15 protein-coding genes are annotated in these 19,257 nt (G+C 42.2%); 13 read left to right on the forward strand and 2 right to left on the reverse strand.

What is annotated here, in order from left to right:
* The first annotated feature begins 32 nt into the window (after positions 1 to 32).
* From FRX45_RS08375 to FRX45_RS08435, 13 genes are all read left to right on the forward strand, one after another.
* On the forward strand, positions 33 to 1,163 hold the full coding sequence (locus FRX45_RS08375; protein WP_152267945.1) for a Gfo/Idh/MocA family protein: 1,131 nt from the start codon (positions 33 to 35) through the stop codon (positions 1,161 to 1,163).
* A gap of 192 nt (positions 1,164 to 1,355) precedes the next feature.
* A complete protein-coding gene (locus FRX45_RS08380; RefSeq protein WP_152267946.1) occupies positions 1,356 to 2,717 on the forward strand; it encodes a hypothetical protein in 1,362 nt (453 codons plus the stop codon).
* A gap of 22 nt (positions 2,718 to 2,739) precedes the next feature.
* Positions 2,740 to 3,813, forward strand: coding sequence for a glycoside hydrolase family protein (locus FRX45_RS08385; RefSeq protein WP_152267947.1), 1,074 nt, complete (start codon positions 2,740 to 2,742; stop codon positions 3,811 to 3,813).
* Between the two features lie 170 nt (positions 3,814 to 3,983).
* Positions 3,984 to 5,222, forward strand: coding sequence for a glycosyltransferase family 4 protein (locus tag FRX45_RS08390; protein WP_152267948.1), 1,239 nt, complete (start codon positions 3,984 to 3,986; stop codon positions 5,220 to 5,222).
* A gap of 178 nt (positions 5,223 to 5,400) precedes the next feature.
* Positions 5,401 to 6,429, forward strand: a complete 1,029-nt coding sequence (locus FRX45_RS08395) for a nucleoside hydrolase (protein ID WP_152267949.1) — start codon at positions 5,401 to 5,403, stop codon at positions 6,427 to 6,429.
* A gap of 45 nt (positions 6,430 to 6,474) precedes the next feature.
* Positions 6,475 to 7,500: a class 1 fructose-bisphosphatase gene (gene fbp, locus FRX45_RS08400; RefSeq protein WP_152267950.1), complete on the forward strand. Its 1,026-nt coding sequence runs from the start codon at positions 6,475 to 6,477 to the stop codon at positions 7,498 to 7,500.
* Between the two features lie 15 nt (positions 7,501 to 7,515).
* Positions 7,516 to 7,986, forward strand: a complete 471-nt coding sequence (locus tag FRX45_RS08405) for a hypothetical protein (RefSeq protein ID WP_152267951.1) — start codon at positions 7,516 to 7,518, stop codon at positions 7,984 to 7,986.
* Between the two features lie 18 nt (positions 7,987 to 8,004).
* Complete coding sequence (locus FRX45_RS08410) at positions 8,005 to 9,492, forward strand: sugar ABC transporter ATP-binding protein (RefSeq protein WP_193311630.1); 1,488 nt, start codon at positions 8,005 to 8,007, stop codon at positions 9,490 to 9,492.
* A 91-nt stretch (positions 9,493 to 9,583) separates the two neighbouring features.
* Positions 9,584 to 10,531 (forward strand): ABC transporter permease, encoded by a 948-nt coding sequence (locus FRX45_RS08415; protein ID WP_152267953.1) that lies wholly within the window; start codon positions 9,584 to 9,586, stop codon positions 10,529 to 10,531.
* Between the two features lie 54 nt (positions 10,532 to 10,585).
* Positions 10,586 to 11,119 carry a DUF5946 family protein gene (locus FRX45_RS08420; RefSeq protein ID WP_152267954.1) on the forward strand — a complete coding sequence of 178 codons (534 nt, stop codon included), beginning with the start codon at positions 10,586 to 10,588 and terminating at the stop codon, positions 11,117 to 11,119.
* A gap of 130 nt (positions 11,120 to 11,249) precedes the next feature.
* Positions 11,250 to 12,188 carry a sugar ABC transporter substrate-binding protein gene (locus tag FRX45_RS08425; protein ID WP_152267955.1) on the forward strand — a complete coding sequence of 313 codons (939 nt, stop codon included), beginning with the start codon at positions 11,250 to 11,252 and terminating at the stop codon, positions 12,186 to 12,188.
* Positions 12,189 to 12,213: 25 nt separating this feature from the next.
* Positions 12,214 to 13,446: a Gfo/Idh/MocA family protein gene (locus tag FRX45_RS08430; protein WP_152267956.1), complete on the forward strand. Its 1,233-nt coding sequence runs from the start codon at positions 12,214 to 12,216 to the stop codon at positions 13,444 to 13,446.
* A 56-nt stretch (positions 13,447 to 13,502) separates the two neighbouring features.
* On the forward strand, positions 13,503 to 14,213 hold the full coding sequence (locus tag FRX45_RS08435) for an Abi-alpha family protein (protein WP_152267957.1): 711 nt from the start codon (positions 13,503 to 13,505) through the stop codon (positions 14,211 to 14,213).
* A 381-nt stretch (positions 14,214 to 14,594) separates the two neighbouring features.
* Here FRX45_RS08435 and FRX45_RS08440 read toward each other — a convergent pair whose 3' ends face one another.
* Both FRX45_RS08440 and FRX45_RS08445 read right to left on the reverse strand, forming a co-directional pair.
* On the reverse strand, positions 14,595 to 16,637 hold the full coding sequence (locus FRX45_RS08440) for a TonB-dependent receptor plug domain-containing protein (protein WP_152267958.1): 2,043 nt from the start codon (positions 16,635 to 16,637) through the stop codon (positions 14,595 to 14,597).
* 111 nt (positions 16,638 to 16,748) lie between these two features.
* Entirely contained in the window at positions 16,749 to 19,202 is a 2,454-nt protein-coding gene (locus tag FRX45_RS08445) for a bifunctional YncE family protein/alkaline phosphatase family protein (RefSeq protein ID WP_152267959.1), read from the reverse strand.
* Positions 19,203 to 19,257: the final 55 nt, after the last annotated feature.

Genomic DNA, 19,257 nt, shown 5'->3' on the forward strand with positions numbered 1-19,257 from the left:
AATCTTCAACGCTTGTCATAAAAAAGAAGTCCATGAAACAATCTATTCTTAACCGACGCCGGTTTATAACGAATGGCTCTAAAGCTGCCGCAGGCATAGCCCTGTTCTCATCATTGTCCAAAAAATCAATTGCTTTGATGCATAACGAGCCCAAAATTAAATTTTCGGTGATCAATATCAACCACTCTCATATATACGGTATGGTTGATGCCGTAACAAGAGGGGGCGGGGAACTGGTTTCTTTTTATGCCAAAGAACCTGACCTGGCATCTGCTTTTGCGAAAAAATATCCACAGGCAAAGCCTGTCCGTAGTAAAAAAGAAATACTCGAAGACAATGCTATACAACTCATCCTGAGCTCCGGCATCCCGGTGGAACGTGCCCCGTTAGGCGTTGAAGTGATGCAGCATGGGAAAGACTATCTTGTTGATAAGCCCGGCATTACCACGCTGGAGCAGCTTGAAGCGGTGCGTCGTGTACAAAAGGAAACCAAACGAATGTATACGATCATGTATAGCGAGCGATTAGAGAACCGGGCAACGGTAAAAGCGGGTGAGCTGGTAAAGGCCGGCATTATAGGGAACGTTATTCAAACGATTGGTATGGGCCCACATCGTATGAATCCCGCATCAAGACCGGAATGGTTTTTTGATAAAAAATATTTTGGCGGCATCATTACCGATATCGGCTCACACCAGTTTGACCAGTTTTTATTTTTCACAGGTTCCACCAAAGCGGACATCGTTTCTGCGCAGGTTGGCAATGTGCATTATCCCCAATACCCGGAATTTGAAGACTTTGGTGATGTGATGTTAAGAGGGAACAATGGAACAGGATATATCCGCGTGGATTGGTTTACACCCGATGGATTAAACACATGGGGAGATGCAAGGCTCACCATTCTTGGTACAGAAGGATACATTGAAATTCGTAAGAATATTGATATTGGCGGGCGTGAAGGCGGCAATCATCTTTTTATTGTAAACCAAAAAGAAACCCGCTATATTAACTGTAACAAAGATCCGCTTCCTTTCGGTGAATTGTTTGTAAATGATATCGTCAACCGCACTGAAATTGCTATTCCACAGGAACATTGCTTCCTTGCTACTGAGCTTGCATTGAAAGCGCAAAAAAGCGCGCAGAAGCTGGGTTTTAAAAAGTAAAGCTAACCCTCTTAACTATTGTTTCCCCGATGGCGCTGTTTCGCGTTAACCTAAGTGCGGTGAAAGATCATTCAAATTGATCTCACCAGGCTTTTATTTTTAACTTCAGATAAAATTCAACTTAAAATAACAAATGAATGGTGCGGGAGAATTGGGATAAACAATAAACACGTGATCTGAATAAACTGAACAATGAAAAAAATTACAATAGCATTTTATGCGCTGCTGCATGGTTGGATAACAGTTGATGCAACAGCGCAGGCGAATGATGCAGACAGTATTAGTAAAATGAGCTATATTCAGAATGCCTATATCAAAGTGGGTATTGATCTGAGCCTTGGCGGCGCTATCACCTATATCGCTGATACGAAGAAACAGATCAACCTGATCAATAATTTTGATTGGGGCCGGCAGGTGCAGATGTCTTTTTACAGTGGTCCCGTTCCTTATGAGCCTGGCAATAAAAAAGCTCATGCGTCATGGACTTTTATTGGCTGGAACCCTATACAATCGGGTGATGTAGCCGGCAACCGTTCAAAAGTGCTGGAGTATAAAAATACTGGCAAAACCTTGTATGTAAAATGCATCCCTATGCATTGGCCGCTGGATAGTGTACCGGGTGAATGTGTTTTTGAATCGTGGATACAATTAAAAGCTAATGCTGTTGAAGTGAAAAGCAGGATAGTGAATAACCGTTCAGATACTACACAGTATAAAGCAAGAGGACAGGAGCTGCCTGCCGTATATACCAATGCACCGTGGCACAGGCTGGTTAGTTACAAAGGCGATAAACCTTTTACGCATGATACCCTAAGCGTTATTGCCAATCATAATTTTCCCGGCGCTCCTTCCATACAATGGGCGCACTGGCAGGCAACAGAAAACTGGGCGGCTAATGTTGATGAAAATGATTATGGGCTTGGTATCTGGAACGCAGCAGTACAAAATTTTTCCGGCGGTTATTACGGCGATTCCAGTTTTAAAGGCAGTAGCAAAGATGCGGGCACGGGCTATATCTCACCCGTAAATACAGAAGTGCTGGATCATAATATTACCTATACCTATAACTACACGCTTATTGTTGGATCGCTAAAAGAGATCAGGAGCTATGTATATAAAAATAATCCTTTGCAACTACCCGCCTGGCATTTTAACAATGATCGCCGGCACTGGACATATGAAAATACTACCGATGCGGGATGGCCAATTGAGGATGGATTATTTGTTAAGCTGAATAAGCAGGCCACGATGATTGGTCCGTATACTTTCTGGAAAGCGGCCGATGCGCCTGTGTTGGTGTTTGAAGCGGCTTACCATGCTGATGTTAAAAAAGCAAAAGTATACTGGCGCAGTTTTAACGGGAAATTTGAAGAGAAGAACAGTATAGAATTTATGGTTTCGGGTGATGGTAAAATGCATACCTGGCACATTTCCTTACATCAGTCGCCAAACTACAAAGGAGTGCTTACCGGGTTAAAGATTGTACCAGACAGTGACCATACGGCAAAGGATGGAGATATGCTGCATGTTAAATATATTGCCCTGCAAAAATGAATGCCCAATAACCATGTTGCATATGAAAAGAAATACAATTATTTATTACGGAAGCTGCTGTATGCTGTTAACTATTTTATCGGCGAACGCAGCAGCGCAAAAAATTAAATACAGCGATGGCAGGCCCGCTGCTTCCTTACGCATGGAATGCAGGGACGAAGGTATTGTGATGCGTTATGGCGATGGAAAAGACAGTTGCGATACCTATGGCGCAAGGGAAGCCGTAGTTAACAAAGAAGGAGATACTTATTACCTGTTTTATGATGGAGCAGGTAAAGACGGATGGATCTCCTGCCTGGCGGAAAGTAGAGATCTGCGCACCTGGACGAAGAAGGGAACCATTCTTACCCTGGGCGATTCAACAAAAACTGATTATAAAAGTGCATCCACACCATGGGCAATAAAAGAAAAAGATGTATGGCATATGTTTTACCTGGGAACACCTAATACAACTCCGCCTCCTTATCGCATTCCTGCTTTTCCCTACCTCACCATGAAAGCGCAGTCTAAATCTTTACGCGGCCCATGGATTAAACAATATGATGTTACCCCTTTGCCTCCAAAGGAAAACAGTTATTATTCGGTTACTTCCAGTCCGGGTTTTATAGTAAAGGATAAAAAAGAATATCTTATGTTCTTTAGTGGAGCCGCACAGGACAGTGCAGGTACTAAAAGAACGTTGGGTATAGCAAGAACCAAAGATCTGAACGGCTCCTGGCGGATAGATAGCGTGCCTGTATTTCCTTTAACAGAGCAGGTTGAAAATTCTTCCCTGTTTTATGACCGGTTCGCTAAAACATGGTTCTTGTTTACCAATCATATAGGTATTGATGAAAAAGAACTTGAATATACAGATGCCATATGGGTATACTGGTCGAAGGATGTCAATAAATGGAATACAAAACATAAAGCTGTAGTATTAGATAGTACGAACTCAGTTTGGGCCAAAGGCGCCATAGGCATGCCTGCTGTTATTAAGGTGGGCAATCGCCTGGCACTGCTATATGATGCTGCCGAAGGGCAAAGCAAGAGCCACATGTTCAGGAACATTGGCCTGGCATGGATGGATCTGCCATTGAAAATTCCGCATGATTAAACCGGATGATCTGTAAAGTGTTATATTCAGTAATACTGGATACTAATCATTAGATTAATAAATATAATCGTATTGTTTTTAATTTTTACGGGATAAACACAATAAAAGTTCGCACCTTTAAATTTATAACATTGAAATGTTAGGGATAAGCGAATGAAATATAATAAGTCATGAAAATACTTTTATTGCATCAATATTTTCTTGAAGAAGGTGATTCCGGAGGCTCAAGATGGAATGAAATGACAAAAAACTGGAGCGATGCCGGGCATGAGGTTACAGTTGTTGCCGGTATGGTGCATGCCAATGGGAGTGAGAAAAGACCTGAGTATAAAGGAAAACACTTTGTCGTAAAACAGCAGGGCAAAGTAACCGTACATCGTACCCATGTTTCAGAATCATATAACAAGGGCTTTGCCGGGAGGTTGTGGGGCTATTTCTCTTTTATGTTCTCTTCATTATGGGCGGGCCTTTTTAAAGCAAAGGGTAAATATGATGTGATTGTAGTTACCTCTCCTCCATTATTTGTAGGTGCCAGTGGCTATCTTATTTCTAAAATCAAACGTATTCCAATGATTTTTGAGATCCGGGATCTGTGGCCGGAATCTGCTATTGATACAGGAATACTGACCAATAAATTTGTTATTAAAATTGCTTATGCGTTTGAAAAGTTTATCTATAAAAAGGCTGCGTTGATTAATGTGTTGACACCCGCGTTTTATACTACTTTAAGAGATAAAAAAAATATTGCAGAAAGCAAGCTGCTGATGATACCTAACGCTGCGGATTTTAGTCTTAGCGAAGAGGTAATGAAAGATTTTGATCGTAGTAATTTTCGTTTCCAAAATGGGTTAAGTAACCACTTTGTAATTACTTATGTAGGCGCCCATGGCGTGGCCAATCACCTGGAACAAATTTTGGAAACCGCGAAACTGCTTAAGGATACAAATGTATTATTTCTGTTAATAGGACAGGGAATGGAAAAAGAACGGCTTAAAAAAATGGCGTACGATCAAAATATAGCTAATGTGCGATTTATAGATGCAGTACCTAAGCAGGATGTATTTAAATATATTTTGGCCTCTGAAATGGGAGCTTCTGTTCTGAAAAGAGTAGATACTTTTAAAACTGTATATTCTAATAAGACCTTTGATTATTTTTCATGTAAAATTCCTATCCTTATGGCAATTGATGGCGTGTCAAGGGAATTGGTTGAAAAGGCGCAGGCAGGCACTTATGTGGAACCTGAAAATAGCGCTGAATTTAACAGGGTCATCAGGAATTACCTGGCGCATCCTGAACTGTTGAATCAACAGGGAGAGAATGGTTATCAGTATGCGAAAAAAAATTTTGACAGGCAGGTATTGGCAGAAAAATATCTTGAGCACATTAAAAACCTGATTCATAACTGATACACAAAGCAGTGACCATATGTGTTATGATATTGCCTGGCCAAGTTATTTTACAGATACAGTCGGGAAAAATAGATGAACACAGTTAACCGTAACACGGATAAACTTCAACCGGGGTGATAAGGCAAGCATATTTTATATAACCATTATTCTTCATCACACATATTAAAAGATTAAAATGACTGATAAAAGGTTCAGCCTATCTTTTTTACTGATCACATATATTATTTTCATAGGTTGCAGTAACCTGAAAAAAGCAACTGCTATCAATAAGCCTTTACCTGTCATCTTTGAAACAGATATGGGCAATGATATTGATGATGCCCTGGCGCTGGATATGCTGTATAAATATGCCGATAAAAAAATGGTTAAGTTGCTTGCAGTGAGTTCCAATAAAAACAATACCACATCTGCTATATATCTTGATATCATGAATACCTGGTATGGCTACCCGAAGATACCGGTTGGAAAAGTAGTAAATGGCGCAAACTCAGAACATGATGCAGTTAATTATACCCAGGCGGTAGCCGTTTATCAGCCAGCTTTCAAAAGAACAACAAAAGATACTGCTGCTTATCCCGAATCAGTAAATCTTTACCGCCGGGTATTATCGGAGGCTGCTGATCATTCCGTGGTTATTGTTTCTGTCGGTTTTTCAACTAACCTCGCCAAGCTGCTCAATTCGCCCCCGGATAGTTATACGGGTTTGAACGGAAAAGCGCTTGTGGCAAAAAAAGTGAAATTTTTATCGGTAATGGCGGGCAATTTTGAAGGAAAGAAAATGAAGGAATACAACGTGATTAAAGATGTTCCTGCCGCCCGGGAGCTTTTTCAGGAATGGCCAACCGAAATAGTGGTCAGTCCTTTTGAAGTGGGCGAACAAATCAGGTACCCGGCAACAAGTATACTCAATGATTTTAAATGGGCAGCCCATCATCCCATGGTGATCGCTTATGAAAGTTATGCAAAAATGCCTTACGACCGCCAAACCTGGGATCTTACTGCCGTATTGTACGCCGCGGAAGGTGCAAAGGATTATTTTAGTGTTAGCGAACCTGGTACTATTAAAGTTCTGGCTGATGAGTTCACTGCGTTTACTCCCAACCCAACCGGGAAGCATCGCTATTTAAAAGTAAATGCTGAGCAGGCAGAAGGCGTTAAGAAAAGATTTATTGAATTGATCACAACTCCTCCTGCATTGAAATAAAAATGCAGAGGTAGCTGTTGTATTATTAATATTAATTTAAAAATCATGCCCAGATACCATAACCTGATCACACTTGATGAATTCACTATTCAGCAGCTTCGCTTATTCCCTCATGCAACGGGAGAATTATCGGGTTTGCTGCGCGGCATTGGACTGGCCGCCAAGCGGGTAAACCTTGAAGTAAATAAAGCGGCGCTGGCAGATATATTAGGTGCAGAAGGAAGTATCAATATCCAGGGAGAAGTGGTGCAGAAATTGGATGTGTATGCCAATAATGTTTTTATCAATGTATTGCGATCGGGCATCAATTGCGCCGGTATTGTTTCTGAAGAGAATGAGGAGATGGTTGTGTTTGATGATGCCAAAAGCAACCAGTCGAAATATGTGCTGCTCATGGATCCGATAGATGGTTCGGGTAATATAGATATTAATATTTCCATAGGGAGTATATTCAGTGTTTACCGTCGTGTTTCCGATTTAGGCAAACCGGCGAAGCTGGAAGATTTCCTGCAGCCCGGTATCAAGCAGGTCGCGGCCGGCTATGTAATTTACGGTTCATCCACTATACTGGTATATGCCACCCGCAGAGGGGTGAATGGATTTACGTTAGATACCGCTATCGGCGAATTTTACCTTAGTCACCCCAATTTGAAAATGCCTCCGCATGGTCTTTTTTATTCGTTCGATAACCGTTATTATAACCAGGTGGATCAGAAGCTGAAAAACTATGTGGATTTTTGTATATCCACTACGGCAAATAAGAACGGTCCCTATTCCAACCGATATTATGGTTGTATGGTGGCCGATATTCACCGTAACTTATTAAAGGGCGGAATATTTTTTTATCCGCAGGTAACGGGTAAGCCCAATGGAAAACTCAGGCTGTGCTACGAATGCAATCCTATGGCTTTTATAACGGAAGTGGCTGGTGGTAACGCAACGGATGGTAAGCAACGCATACTGGATATACAACCTGAACATATTCACCAGCGCAGTCCTTTGTTTATTGGGTCAAAGGAAATGATGGAGGATTTGCAAAGATTTTTGCCCAGCGCGAAAGTAAAATTCTAAAATTATTTTTATCTAATGTATACCATCCCTGTTTTTTTGTATTCCCTTTTATGCTTTCTTTTTGCATTGTACTTATTTGTTATTGTTATAAGAATATTTGCCCTGGCGCGGTTATCCCGCTTTTTCGGTAAGTATGCCCATATTACTCCGGCAAACGAACAACCTGATGACGTTACTTTCACCGTATCGTATGGCTGGACTAATTTCCTGTCGCCTGTACCGGGAATTACTATAAATATCCATCGTTCTTCCGCAAAGGATTCGCTGCACAACGACTGGCATGGACAGTTTACTTCCAATATTGTTTTCCTGTATTATTTTAAGGGACGCTATGAATTGGAAAACCCTGCTCCCGGTGAAATATATGGCTGGCATCATCTCTGTCTTTTTAATAAGCCGGATATCCGGATCATCATGAATCTTTTTCATTTGAAAGATAATAAGCAGATCATTTCAGATGAAGGATATTATATTGTGAAGAAATAAATTAAGCAGTTTACAATAATGAATCCCGCATACCTGCTGCGTGCAGAAAATATATCAAAATCTTTTCCCGGTGTTAAGGCGCTGGATAATGTGCAACTGCATGTTGAAAAAGGAAAAGTGCATGCAGTAATGGGGGAAAACGGTGCAGGAAAATCTACTTTAATGAAAATCCTGATCGGGATATATACGCCCGATTCAGGACAAATTATCTATAAGGGACAACCCATAGCTTTTAACTCGGTGCATGACGCCCTTAAGGCAGGTTTTTCCATGATTCACCAGGAACTGCTGCCTTTCCCGGAGCTGAGCGTGGCGGAAAATATTTTTATGGGAAAAGAGCCTACCACGGCTATTCCCGGGTGGATCAACCGTAAAAAGAGAAATAAGGATGCACAATTGCTTGTTGATCAATTAGGGCTGCAAATAAATGTTACCCGCCGCATGAAAAACCTCAGCATCGCGGAAATGCAGATGGTTGAGATTGCCAAAGCGTTGTCCAATAAGGCTGAGCTTATTATTATGGATGAGCCCACTTCAGCAATATCCGACAGGGAAACCGCCGTGCTGTTTGATATGATCCGTGATTTGAAACAGCAGGGTATCGCTATTATCTACATATCGCATAAAATGGATGAGATATTGCGGATCGCGGATACCATATCGGTTATGCGTGATGGTAAATATATTGCCACGCACCCGGTGGATTCAATAAGCAAAGAAGGTTTGATCTCGCTGATAGTAGGAAGGGAATTGAATACCATTTTTGAAAAGAGAAATATTGTTCCGGGTGAGGTAGCTTTGTCGGTTAAGGGTTTAACCGGCGCGAAATTCAGTGATATTGGTTTTTCTGTACGCAGTAGTGAGATCCTTGGAATAGCGGGGCTGATGGGGGCAGGACGAACAGAAATTGTAAACGCGATATTTGGCCTGGATAGAATATATAAGGGAACGATTGCTGTAAAGGGCAAACCGGTGACCATTCGTTCACCAAAGGACGCTATACGTTATGGAATAGGATTGATTACAGAAGACAGGAAAAGCACCGGGCTTGTACTGTCTGGTACGGTGAAACATAATATTACACTGGCTGCATTAAAAAGTTGCTGCAAGGGTCCGTTTATTGAAATGCAAAAGGAGCGTAGCATTGCAGAGTTGCAAATTCAGCGGTTTGCTATCAAAACACCATCGGCCAACAAGGTGGTTAATTTTTTAAGTGGTGGTAACCAGCAAAAAATTGTGCTGGCAAAAGTATTGCTCAATGACCCGGATATTATTATTCTCGATGAACCCACAAGAGGTATTGACATTGGCGCTAAGGCAGAGATATACCGGCTAATGAATGGACTGGCAGCGAAAGGAAAAGCGATCATCATGATCTCATCCGAACTGCCGGAAATACTGGGCATGAGCGACAGAATAATCGTGGTGCATAACGGCTGCATAAAAGCAGAATTTACCGGCGCCGAAGCCACGCAGGAAAAAATTATGCAATATGCCATGATGTGAGGCCGGCAGAAAAGTAAAAGTTTAAAAAAAGCGACACTAAAATGAATTGGAGATTATATCCATAGACCCAATTTCTTTTAACCATTCAAAAATGAACCTGGCGAAAATAAAATCATCATCCGGCTACCTTTCTAAGTACGGCATTTTCATAGCCTTTATTGTGATATGCATCATGCTGTCTATTGCCACGCCCTATTTTTTTACGGCGCAAAATATAATCATCGTATTACGGCAGGTATCCATTAACGGTATACTGGCCATTGGTGTTACGTTCGTTATTATTGCCGGGGGTATTGATCTTTCCCTGGGTTCGGTGCTGGCGGCAACAGGAGTAGTTGCCGCCAGTTTTGCCCATCCCGGCACCTATGCCCTCGTTGTTCCGGTTATGCTGGGCATACTCACCGGGGTTATTATCGGCGCCATCAACGGGTTAACCATTACGCTGGGAAAGGTGGCCCCGTTTATTGTTACACTGGGTATGATGACGATAGCAAGGGGACTGGCATTGGTATGGAGCGATGGCAGGCCGGTTACGAATCTTTCACCCGCTTTTAATTATATTGGTGGCGGCGACCTGCTGCATATTCCTGTGCCGATATTACTGTTTGTACTGGTGATCATTGTTTCGGCTGTAATTTTAAATTATACCCGCATCGGCCGTTATATTTATGCAGTTGGTGGTAATGAAAATGCCGCAAGAGCTTCCGGCATACGGGTAAGCGGGGTAAAACTGTTTGCATATATTATGTGCAGCGGGCTGGCAGGGCTGGCTGGTATTGTACTTGCTTCGCGCATAACCACGGGTCAGCCCAATGCGGGCATCGCGTATGAGTTAGATGCCATAGCAGCGGTAGTAATTGGCGGCACCAGTTTATTGGGTGGAAGGGGAAGTATTGCCGGAACGGTGATCGGCGTATTGATCATAGGTGTAATCAATAACGGGCTGGATTTATTGAATGTAACATCCTACTATCAGCAGATCATTAAGGGCATTATTATTATTGGTGCTGTGCTGCTCGACAGGAAGAATACGCAGTAGAAAGGCTGCACAGCGTTTAAAAACAGGATCGGTAAACTGAATGCACATCAGGCTATGCAAAACCTGGAAGATTACGCGAAGAAAAACGGTATTGTTTTGCAGGGAGAAGGCCCCTGCCAGTTTTGTGGCGCTCCTGTGGCCCGCGGTGTTTTTGAATGCCATAGCAATCTTCATCATATAGCTGCAATACTTGATTTTAATGACCCGTCATGTTACCTGACCCGTTTCCTGAGTGTTGATGCTATGGCTTTGCAGCATTGTGAATTACACGGACCATGGAACAATCATATCCACCTGGCAAGACTGTTCCTCATTTTTGAAAAAAATATAGCATGGGATTATGCTAAAACGCCTTTGTTGAGTAATATTATTAATCAGTATAAGAAAAATAAAACCGCATTTTTAATGCCGCCGCCCCTGCAGCAAAGAGGGCGCATAACCACTTCGGACCTGCTCAATGCGTACAATTCAGAAGATTGTAAGGAAATTGTAAAGCAATGGGCAAAAGAAGTATATGATTCCTTCGGCATGCATCATAGTTTGATCTCATCAATAGCAGGTGTATTTATTCGCAAATATTATTCCTGACAGGTGTAGGAAAATAATAAAGTCCTCAACTCCTGTTCTTCATCAGGAATGCATTTCATTTATTATTTCCATTTTTACGGTTTTGGAGGCCGTAAAAAATGCATATCTTACCCATCCAAAAAATTATACAATGCATAAACCAGGTACAGTATTATTTGTTATGGCCCTTGCGGGAATGGCATTGGCAGGGTGTAACCGGGGTGGTAGCAAGAATGGCGAAAAAAGTTTTGTTATAGGCGCTTCCATGCTCAGCCTGCAGTCTGAATTTGTAGTGAATGTAAAAGATGCTATGGAAGCACGCGCCAAAGAAAAAAATGTTGAGCTGATTGTAAATGACGCGCAACGTACGGCCGACAAACAGGTGCAGCAGATAGAAACATTTATCTCGCAAAAGGTAGACGCCATTATTCTCAATCCCTGCGAAGTAGAAGCCAGTTCGCCCGCTATTGAAAAAGCCAAAGCAGCCGGCATACCCATCATTAATGTAAATTCAGAAACAGCCGCTGCACCCGATGGATTTGCAGGCTCCCGCGATGAAGAAGCCGGTGAAATAGCCATGGAGCAAATCGCTAAGCTGCTGAACGGGAAAGGAAATGTGGTGATCATAGAAGGCTATATGGGACAGGCGGCACAGATCAAAAGGTCTGCCGGTGCAAAAACCATTCTCAGTAAATATCCCGGTATAAAAATTCTCGCGCAACAAACAGCAGATTGGGACAGGGCCAAGGGAATGAGTTTAATGGAAAACTGGATACAAAGCTATGGCGATAAAATTAATGCTGTATTTGCACACAACGACGAAATGGGCATGGGCGCATTGCAGGCATTGGAGCAGGCCAAACTAAAGGATAAAGTGGTAGTGGTGAGCATTGATGCCATTGCCGATGCGTTGCAGGCGGTGAAAGACGGCAGATTAGATGCTACTGTTTACCAGGATGCGAAAGGACAGGGCGCAGGCGCCATTGATATGGCTATACAACTCATCAAAAAAGAACCGGTAGAAAAGAAAGAAATATTCATTCCATTTCAGTTGGTGACGAAAGAAAATGTGGATGGGTTTCTGAAATAAAATATACGATCGTAAAATCACCCTTATGCCCAAATCAACCCATAAAAACAATTCGATATTGCCCCGCCGCCATTTCCTCCGTCTGGCCGCACTTTCAGGAGCAGGAATGGCTTTAAATCCCCGTTTTGCATTTGCAGGAGAACCCTTTAGTGACCGAAAGATCCGGATAGGCATTATAGGCGGCAGGTTCGGCGCCAGCTTTTATTTTCATGAACATCCCAACTGTATTGTTGAAGCAGTGAGTGATTTGCGTGCCGACCGCAGGGATGTGCTGGTAAAAACATACCATTGCAAAAAGACCTATGAATCGCTGGAGAAACTTTTGCAGGATAAAAAAATTGATGCGGTATTCATCGCCACAGGTGCACCCGACCATGCCCGTCATGTGCTGGCAGCATTAGATGCCGGTAAACATGTATTGTGCGCCGTGCCCGCGGCTATGACGCTGGAAGAATGCGCCGCGCTGCGCGATGCAGTAAAACGCACAGGACTTACCTATATGATGGCGGAAACCACTGTTTATCGTCAGAATACCATCTCCGTAAAAAAAATGTACCGCGAAGGAAAGTTTGGTAATATTTTCAGTGCCGCGGCGGAATACAATCACCCGGGACTGGAAGTGCTGTTTTGGGAAGATGGTGCACAAACCTGGCGGCATGGATTTCCCCCAATGCATTATCCTACCCATTGTACCGCTTTTTTAATTGCGGTAACCGGCGAGCGTCTTACTGAAGTGAGTGGGATGGGTTGGGGTGATGGCAGCCCTTTGCTCAAAGACAATCCTTACAACAATCCATTCTGGAATGAAACGGCATTCTTTAAAACCAGCAAGGGCAATCCGTTCCGGGTGGAAGTAAACTGGCGGGGTGCTTTAAGGGGTGTGGAACGCGGTGAGTGGCGCGGCGATAAGATGAGCTTTTTCTCTGCGCTGCAGGAAGGGCAGGAGCACACAATGGTTCAGGCGGCAGAAACGATGGGGCGTGATGATGCCGGATTTCAGCATAAAGAAGCAACGGTAAAAGCATACAAGCAACCCCAATGGTGGCAAACGGATATGCTGCCCCAACCCCTGCGCCACAACAGCGGGCACGATGGTTCGCACACTTTTATTACCCATGAATTTATTGATGCATTAATCAGCAACCGCAGTCCCGAAGTGAACATACACGAAGCGCTGGCCTATACAGCGCCGGGTATAGTTGCCCACCAGTCGGCGTTGAAAGGTGGAGAATGCATGAAGGTGCCGGGGTTTGATTAGGGGGTAAAGAGAAGGAAATTTTATTTGCTATAAATAATATCTTGAAACCTTTAATAATGAATCCAAAAGATATAATTCCAGTTGAAAAGGTATATGATGATGCTTTTCGTCCGGCAATGATACAAATTGGAAAGGCAATTGAAAGTGTGACGAAAACTTCCAGGTTTTTACTTGCTCCTTTCGAATACTTGGCTGCTCAACATGACCGGTGGGAACGCTACCTTATTAAGGTTGCTTCGAAAGTAGAGGATATAAACTTGGTCGAAGGACACCCACAAATTGTTATTCCAGTACTCGAAGGGTTAAGCTTATGCAGTGAAAACTCCTTATTAAGCGAATTGTTTGTAAACTTGCTCTCTAATTCTATTGATAGGACAAAGCAAGATTTAGCCCATCCAGCCTTTCCCAATATCATTAAACAACTAAGTCATGATGAGGCTTTAATATTATTTTTCCTTAAGAAACAAGATTATAAAATGACTCAACAAATTGATATAGATGCTAAGACAAATAGGTGGAACAATCATCGCAAAATCTACGAAGAATTCCCTTCCGATAAATTGTATTTTCCTATGCATTTTTTACTATACATGAATCATCTGCATAGTTTAAATTTAGCAGGTACATATGAAATAGGAGATCAAGAGGCAGTTATAGACCTCTTAGGAAATCAGACTGGATCTCTAATTCATAATACAAGAAGATTAGAAGAATTTGGTAAGTTCTTTGCAGATGCTTGTGTGCCAAATGAATTTCCGCAGATATAATCTTGTGTAGTTTCTTAAAAGATTTTAATTAAGGTTTGCTTTGACCGAAAGCATCTACAACTTATACAATACCCCCGTCACCACCGCTCCAGCCGCGTATTTAAAAAGTTCAACGCATTATTATTCAGGAGCCCTTGGTTTTCTAAAGTAATCACCCAGTATAGAATCTGCTACATTACCCGCTGTTCCGGCAATAATTATTAGGAGCTGTTGTCTGTTCCAGCCCCTTGGGGGCCGGAGTTTCGAAGAAAATCTTTCTTTTAAACGTTTTGCAATACCTAATATCTTTTCTTTCCCTGGGAATATCTTTCATGCTCTTTTTAATTTACTTACCAGTTCCGCATAATCATTACTGCCTGTTCAATTTGATGTTGCATTTTTTTAAAAAATTACATTTACCGATATCCATGCATTTCTTCCTGCGGCATTTATGCCGGAGCCATGCGTACGATAATCTTCATTAAAAATATTTTGTATCTCTGCATTTATCCGAATCATGGATAAATTATAGCCGCCAAAAAAATTAAGCGATTCCCATCCTGGTGTGCCACCAACCGGGATGCGATTATCTTCCTTATCGCCCTGTGCTAACCTTCTTTGATGAGAAGCAAACTGAAATTCCGCCGCGGCAAACCATTTATTCTTTTTGTACATACTCATCAATCTTCCGTTAAAGGGCGGAATACGGCGCAAGGGCTCTTTTTTACTTAAACTTTGGCCGTATGTATACGCAACACTTCCGGTTAAGTTCAACTTTCTTGTTACATTCCAATTCATCTCCGTTTCCAATCCCTTAATATAAGCTGCTTCTGTATTTTCTTTTTGATATACCTGGTAACCATCTATTAACTGCCCTTCTGCTTTCTCTCTTGTTATCAAATTATCAAGATGCATATAATAAGCCGCAAATGTTCCGCTAAAATATTTTGTCTTAAACTTATAACCCAGCTCTGTATGTTGTGATTTTTCCGGGCTAAGATGAGTCGTTGGGATTTCGTAACGAAAATCAACAATGCCCAGGGTACCCATATCATCAACATTCGGCGCCCGGTAACCACTGCTGAAAGATGTATAAATATGCTGATTTTGACCCAGGCGGTATAAAACAGCGGCATTGCCCACCCATGCTGAAGGCGAAATTGTTACATTGCCCAGTGTAGTATCGCTGATGCGGATTGAAAAAGTATTAAACCGTATTCCTGCATCAACGATCCATCTTTTAAACGTTATATGATGCATGGAGTAAATAGAATAATTTCCATACCGCGAATCATCAGGATATAAACCACGCAAAAAAGTCATTGTTGCATCCGGTGTGTTGATATCTTTTCTTGTGCTTCCCACTTTATCATAATACAATTCAATACCGGAATTTGCTGTCCAATATTTACCTGGTTTTGAAAACACATCGGCTGTAAATCCAATCGTGTTGGTAATATCTTTTTCTTTTCGTAAAACAGTACTGCCGTTTTTCCGGCTGTTCCTTCCTTCAAGCGTTTGCTGCCAGGAAAGCGTTATTTCTGTTTCACTAAACAGCGCCGATTTATTCTTTGTGTTTATTCTTGCATAATTCAATAATCTCTGCTGCGGATCCATTTCATTCACTGCAAAATTTTCCAGTTTTAACTTATGATAGACCGGAACATTTTGTTGTTGCAAAAACTGGTTAGCCAGTGTAAGCTGGGTGTTTTCACTAAGCAGCATTTTTGCTTTGGCATCAAACGCCCATTCATTATACCCCGAGGGTATTTGTTTTCCTGTTGTATCGCCACCCACCAAATCACCAAACCTGCGATGAGAAATACCACCCACGAAAGCAAATTTTTTACCTGAATAGTTGGCCTCAGCCCGGATGGTTTTCTCCATATCATCCGTCATATATTTGGCAATAGCCTTGCCCTGGAAAACCGGTTTGCTATCTGTAAAGACAGGGTCTTTTGTAAACATCTGTACAACACCGCCTATTGCATCGGTTCCGTATTGAACAGAGCCTGTTCCTTTTGCGACTTCGATACGATTAATGGTATAAACATCAATCGTATTAAGATACTGATTGGGGCCATAACGAAAAGTAGAATTGTTCAACCGGATGCCATCTACAAGGAGCAGCGTCTGGTTACCGGTCAGCCCTCTTACAAAAGGAGACCCGCCGCCATGATTTGTTTTTTGCACAAATACGCCGTTCATTCCCATTAATGCCTCAGGTGAAGTACGCGGAGTAAATTCCTGTAATTTTTTTTTCGAAAGGCTACTAACAGAATAGGGCACTAATAAATTTTGCTGTTTATTTCGTTGCGCTGTTAATACTACTTCATCAAGCAGCCGTGTGATCGTGTCTTCTTTTTGCTCCATTGCTGTTTGGGCTCCGGCACCGAAGTGTGCGGTCAGCCATAAAGCAAAAAAAATGATTAAACTTTTCATCATTACTTGCACTTATTATTTTCTATCCTTTATGTAAAGGCGGACAGCATGGAGAAAATAAAACCACCCCGGTCTGCTTGTCCGGGATGGTAAATTGCATGAGAACTGTTTTCATTAATCGTCTTCACCCTTTTCTCCTCTGTCTTCTTTGTGATTACGTTTTAAAAATGCAGCTCTTACCGGCGAGGGTGCGGGTTTGCCTTTTATCCCCTGCCATAGTATTTCATTAAAAGTAAGATCAGGTACAGCATCTTCTTTCGACCAGTCAAATTTTTCTGAGAAGATAGCTAAGGGTGTATGCGCAGGATTTTTGTCATTCAAATCTATATTAGAAGGAAGATGATCAAAAGGCGTGTAATCGGGCATATTGGTAAAACATCTCCACATCGGAGTGGCAGCGGCATCATACTGGGTCATTGGCGGCATACCGAGTATTAATTCAATCGTTCTTAACATGCCGGATGTTGAGTACATGGTATGATCCACATGATTTCGTTTTACAAAGGGTCCGACTACATAGGCTGGGCTGCGGTGAGCATCTACATGGTCGGGGCCATTTTGCGCATCATCTTCTAAAATAAATACAACGCTTTCTTTCCACACAGGGCTTTTGCTCAGGTAATCAATAAACATTCCAACCGCTAAATCATTGTCGGCTGCATGTGCAAAGGGTGTTGCTTTTCCTGCCCTCATTCCTTCGGTATGGTCATTGCCAAAACGCAGGGTAGTTAATTGCGGTAAAGCATTTACGGCCACCAATGAATCAAAGTCTTTTTTCCATTGATAAAAGCGGGTAGTATCTCTTACACTCAAATCGTAACCGGTATAATCGGCTATATGGCCTTTTAATACATCCAGGGTAGGAACACCTTTGGAAACAAATTCGCCATAAGACCTGAAGCTTACATTGTGCCTTGCACTGTGGTCCCATATAAACCCATCCCTGTTATTGGCGATCTTTCGTTCACCTTCGCCACCGTAGGTGCCGCCGCGGCCACCATAGCTGGAGGGCCAGGTTTTTTCAAGATAGTCATTGGCATAAGCGCCCATGCTCCAGTTGTGTCCGTCAGCGCTTACTTCCGCATCTACGTAAAAGTTATCCAGCAATACATAATCCTTTACCAGTTTATGCTGGTTAGGCGTGATTCTTTCTCCGAATAACACTAAGCTGGTATCGCCGTTACCTTCTTTCACATCACCTAATACCTGGTCGTAAGTCCTGTTTTCTTTAATGATATAAAAGACATGTTTGATGGGTGAAGTGTCTCCAACTTTCATGGGAACAGGATTGCCGGGTTCGCCCTCCGCATTTAATTCTTTCTCTTTTGAATAGGGCGTGTTTTTATAAACTGCCTGTGAATAAACGCTGAGCTGATCCGATGCAGATTCATCAATAATACTTAATGTGCCATGAAACAGTCCGGCGATGTATTGAACTTTTGCCGGTTTTGTACTGTCTCCTTCGTGTCTTAGCACCACCTGCTTATTAACAGCAGGATTAGGTCCATCCGGATTGGCAAAAGAAGACAGGCCTTTACCATTGGTGACATAGATCTTCCTGCCCACAACTTTCACATTGGTGGGATACCAGCCAACAGGTATAAATCCTTTGGATTTACTTTTGGTTGGAACGGAAACGTCAAAAACAGCAAGGCAGTTATTATCGGCATTGGCAATATACAGTGTTTTTTCATCGCCGTTCAAAGCCAGGCCATTGCTGGTAGAGCCACTGGGTGCACCGGGAAATAAAGCGGCGTTTAATGTTTCAATTACCTGGTTGGTTTTGGTATTCATCACAGAAACGGAATTATCATTCGCATTGGCTACATACAGATATAATCCGTTTTTGCTGAGGATCATTTCATTGGGGTGGCTGCCAACAGCAATCTCTGCGGCTATTTTTTGCTGCGCAATATCATAAACCAACACTTTGCCTCCGCCCCATGAACTGATATAAAGTTTCTTCTTGCTGGAAGATAGTTTACAGGTATAGGCTTCAAAACCTAAAGCAATCTTATTCACTATTTTTTTTGTGGCCAGGTCAAAAACGTATAGACTGTTGTCTTCTTTAGTCACCACAAATAATTTATTGTGAATGGTTTCATCTATGTCGAGCCCGGCTGTGCCGATCCTTTCCGGCCATTTGTCACCTAATATTAATGAGTCCACCAGACGCAATTTGTTGTTGACGATCGAATATTTATTAACGCGGTTATCGTGTCCCCCGGATGCATATATAAACCGATCATTTTTACTGAAGGCAAGGCCATACCAGGATTTGGCAATAATGATGCTATCCACCCTTTTGCCCGATTTGATATCAATAAGGTCAATGGTCTGTGTACTTTGCCCATTGTTGGTAATTGCCAGCCATTTTTTATTGTTACTTACTACAAGGTTAAGGGGAAGGTCGCCAACCGGAATATTTTTTCCAACGGGCGTCAATGACCAGCCGTTCGGAAGTCCCACCCTTTTCTTTTCCAGTTGAGCTAAAGTTTGAGCGGAAATGGAGTTTTTAAAGAAAATGGCAATAGCTAACAGAAGCAGAATTTGAATACTTTTTTTCATTTAGCAAATATCTGTTTCTTCCCACAATAAGTGGCAGCCAATTATTTGGTAATTA

This window comes from Agriterribacter humi (assembly GCF_009192765.1).
Taxonomy (GTDB): Bacteria; Bacteroidota; Bacteroidia; order Chitinophagales; family Chitinophagaceae; genus Agriterribacter; species Agriterribacter humi.

Excerpts from the sequence above, each read along its gene's own strand:
- FRX45_RS08375 (WP_152267945.1), top strand. The coding sequence starts at position 33 with ATGAAACAATCTATTCTTAACCGACGCCGGTTTATAACGAATGGCTCT.
- FRX45_RS08380 (WP_152267946.1), top strand. The coding sequence starts at position 1,356 with ATGAAAAAAATTACAATAGCATTTTATGCGCTGCTGCATGGTTGGATA.
- FRX45_RS08385 (WP_152267947.1), top strand. The coding sequence starts at position 2,740 with ATGAAAAGAAATACAATTATTTATTACGGAAGCTGCTGTATGCTGTTA.
- FRX45_RS08390 (WP_152267948.1), top strand. The coding sequence starts at position 3,984 with ATGAAAATACTTTTATTGCATCAATATTTTCTTGAAGAAGGTGATTCC.
- FRX45_RS08395 (WP_152267949.1), top strand. The coding sequence starts at position 5,401 with ATGACTGATAAAAGGTTCAGCCTATCTTTTTTACTGATCACATATATT.
- fbp (WP_152267950.1), top strand. The coding sequence starts at position 6,475 with ATGCCCAGATACCATAACCTGATCACACTTGATGAATTCACTATTCAG.
- FRX45_RS08405 (WP_152267951.1), top strand. The coding sequence starts at position 7,516 with ATGTATACCATCCCTGTTTTTTTGTATTCCCTTTTATGCTTTCTTTTT.
- FRX45_RS08410 (WP_193311630.1), top strand. The coding sequence starts at position 8,005 with ATGAATCCCGCATACCTGCTGCGTGCAGAAAATATATCAAAATCTTTT.
- FRX45_RS08415 (WP_152267953.1), top strand. The coding sequence starts at position 9,584 with ATGAACCTGGCGAAAATAAAATCATCATCCGGCTACCTTTCTAAGTAC.
- FRX45_RS08420 (WP_152267954.1), top strand. The coding sequence starts at position 10,586 with ATGCAAAACCTGGAAGATTACGCGAAGAAAAACGGTATTGTTTTGCAG.
- FRX45_RS08425 (WP_152267955.1), top strand. The coding sequence starts at position 11,250 with ATGCATAAACCAGGTACAGTATTATTTGTTATGGCCCTTGCGGGAATG.
- FRX45_RS08430 (WP_152267956.1), top strand. The coding sequence starts at position 12,214 with ATGCCCAAATCAACCCATAAAAACAATTCGATATTGCCCCGCCGCCAT.
- FRX45_RS08435 (WP_152267957.1), top strand. The coding sequence starts at position 13,503 with ATGAATCCAAAAGATATAATTCCAGTTGAAAAGGTATATGATGATGCT.
- FRX45_RS08440 (WP_152267958.1), bottom strand. The coding sequence starts at position 16,637 with ATGATGAAAAGTTTAATCATTTTTTTTGCTTTATGGCTGACCGCACAC.
- FRX45_RS08445 (WP_152267959.1), bottom strand. The coding sequence starts at position 19,202 with ATGAAAAAAAGTATTCAAATTCTGCTTCTGTTAGCTATTGCCATTTTC.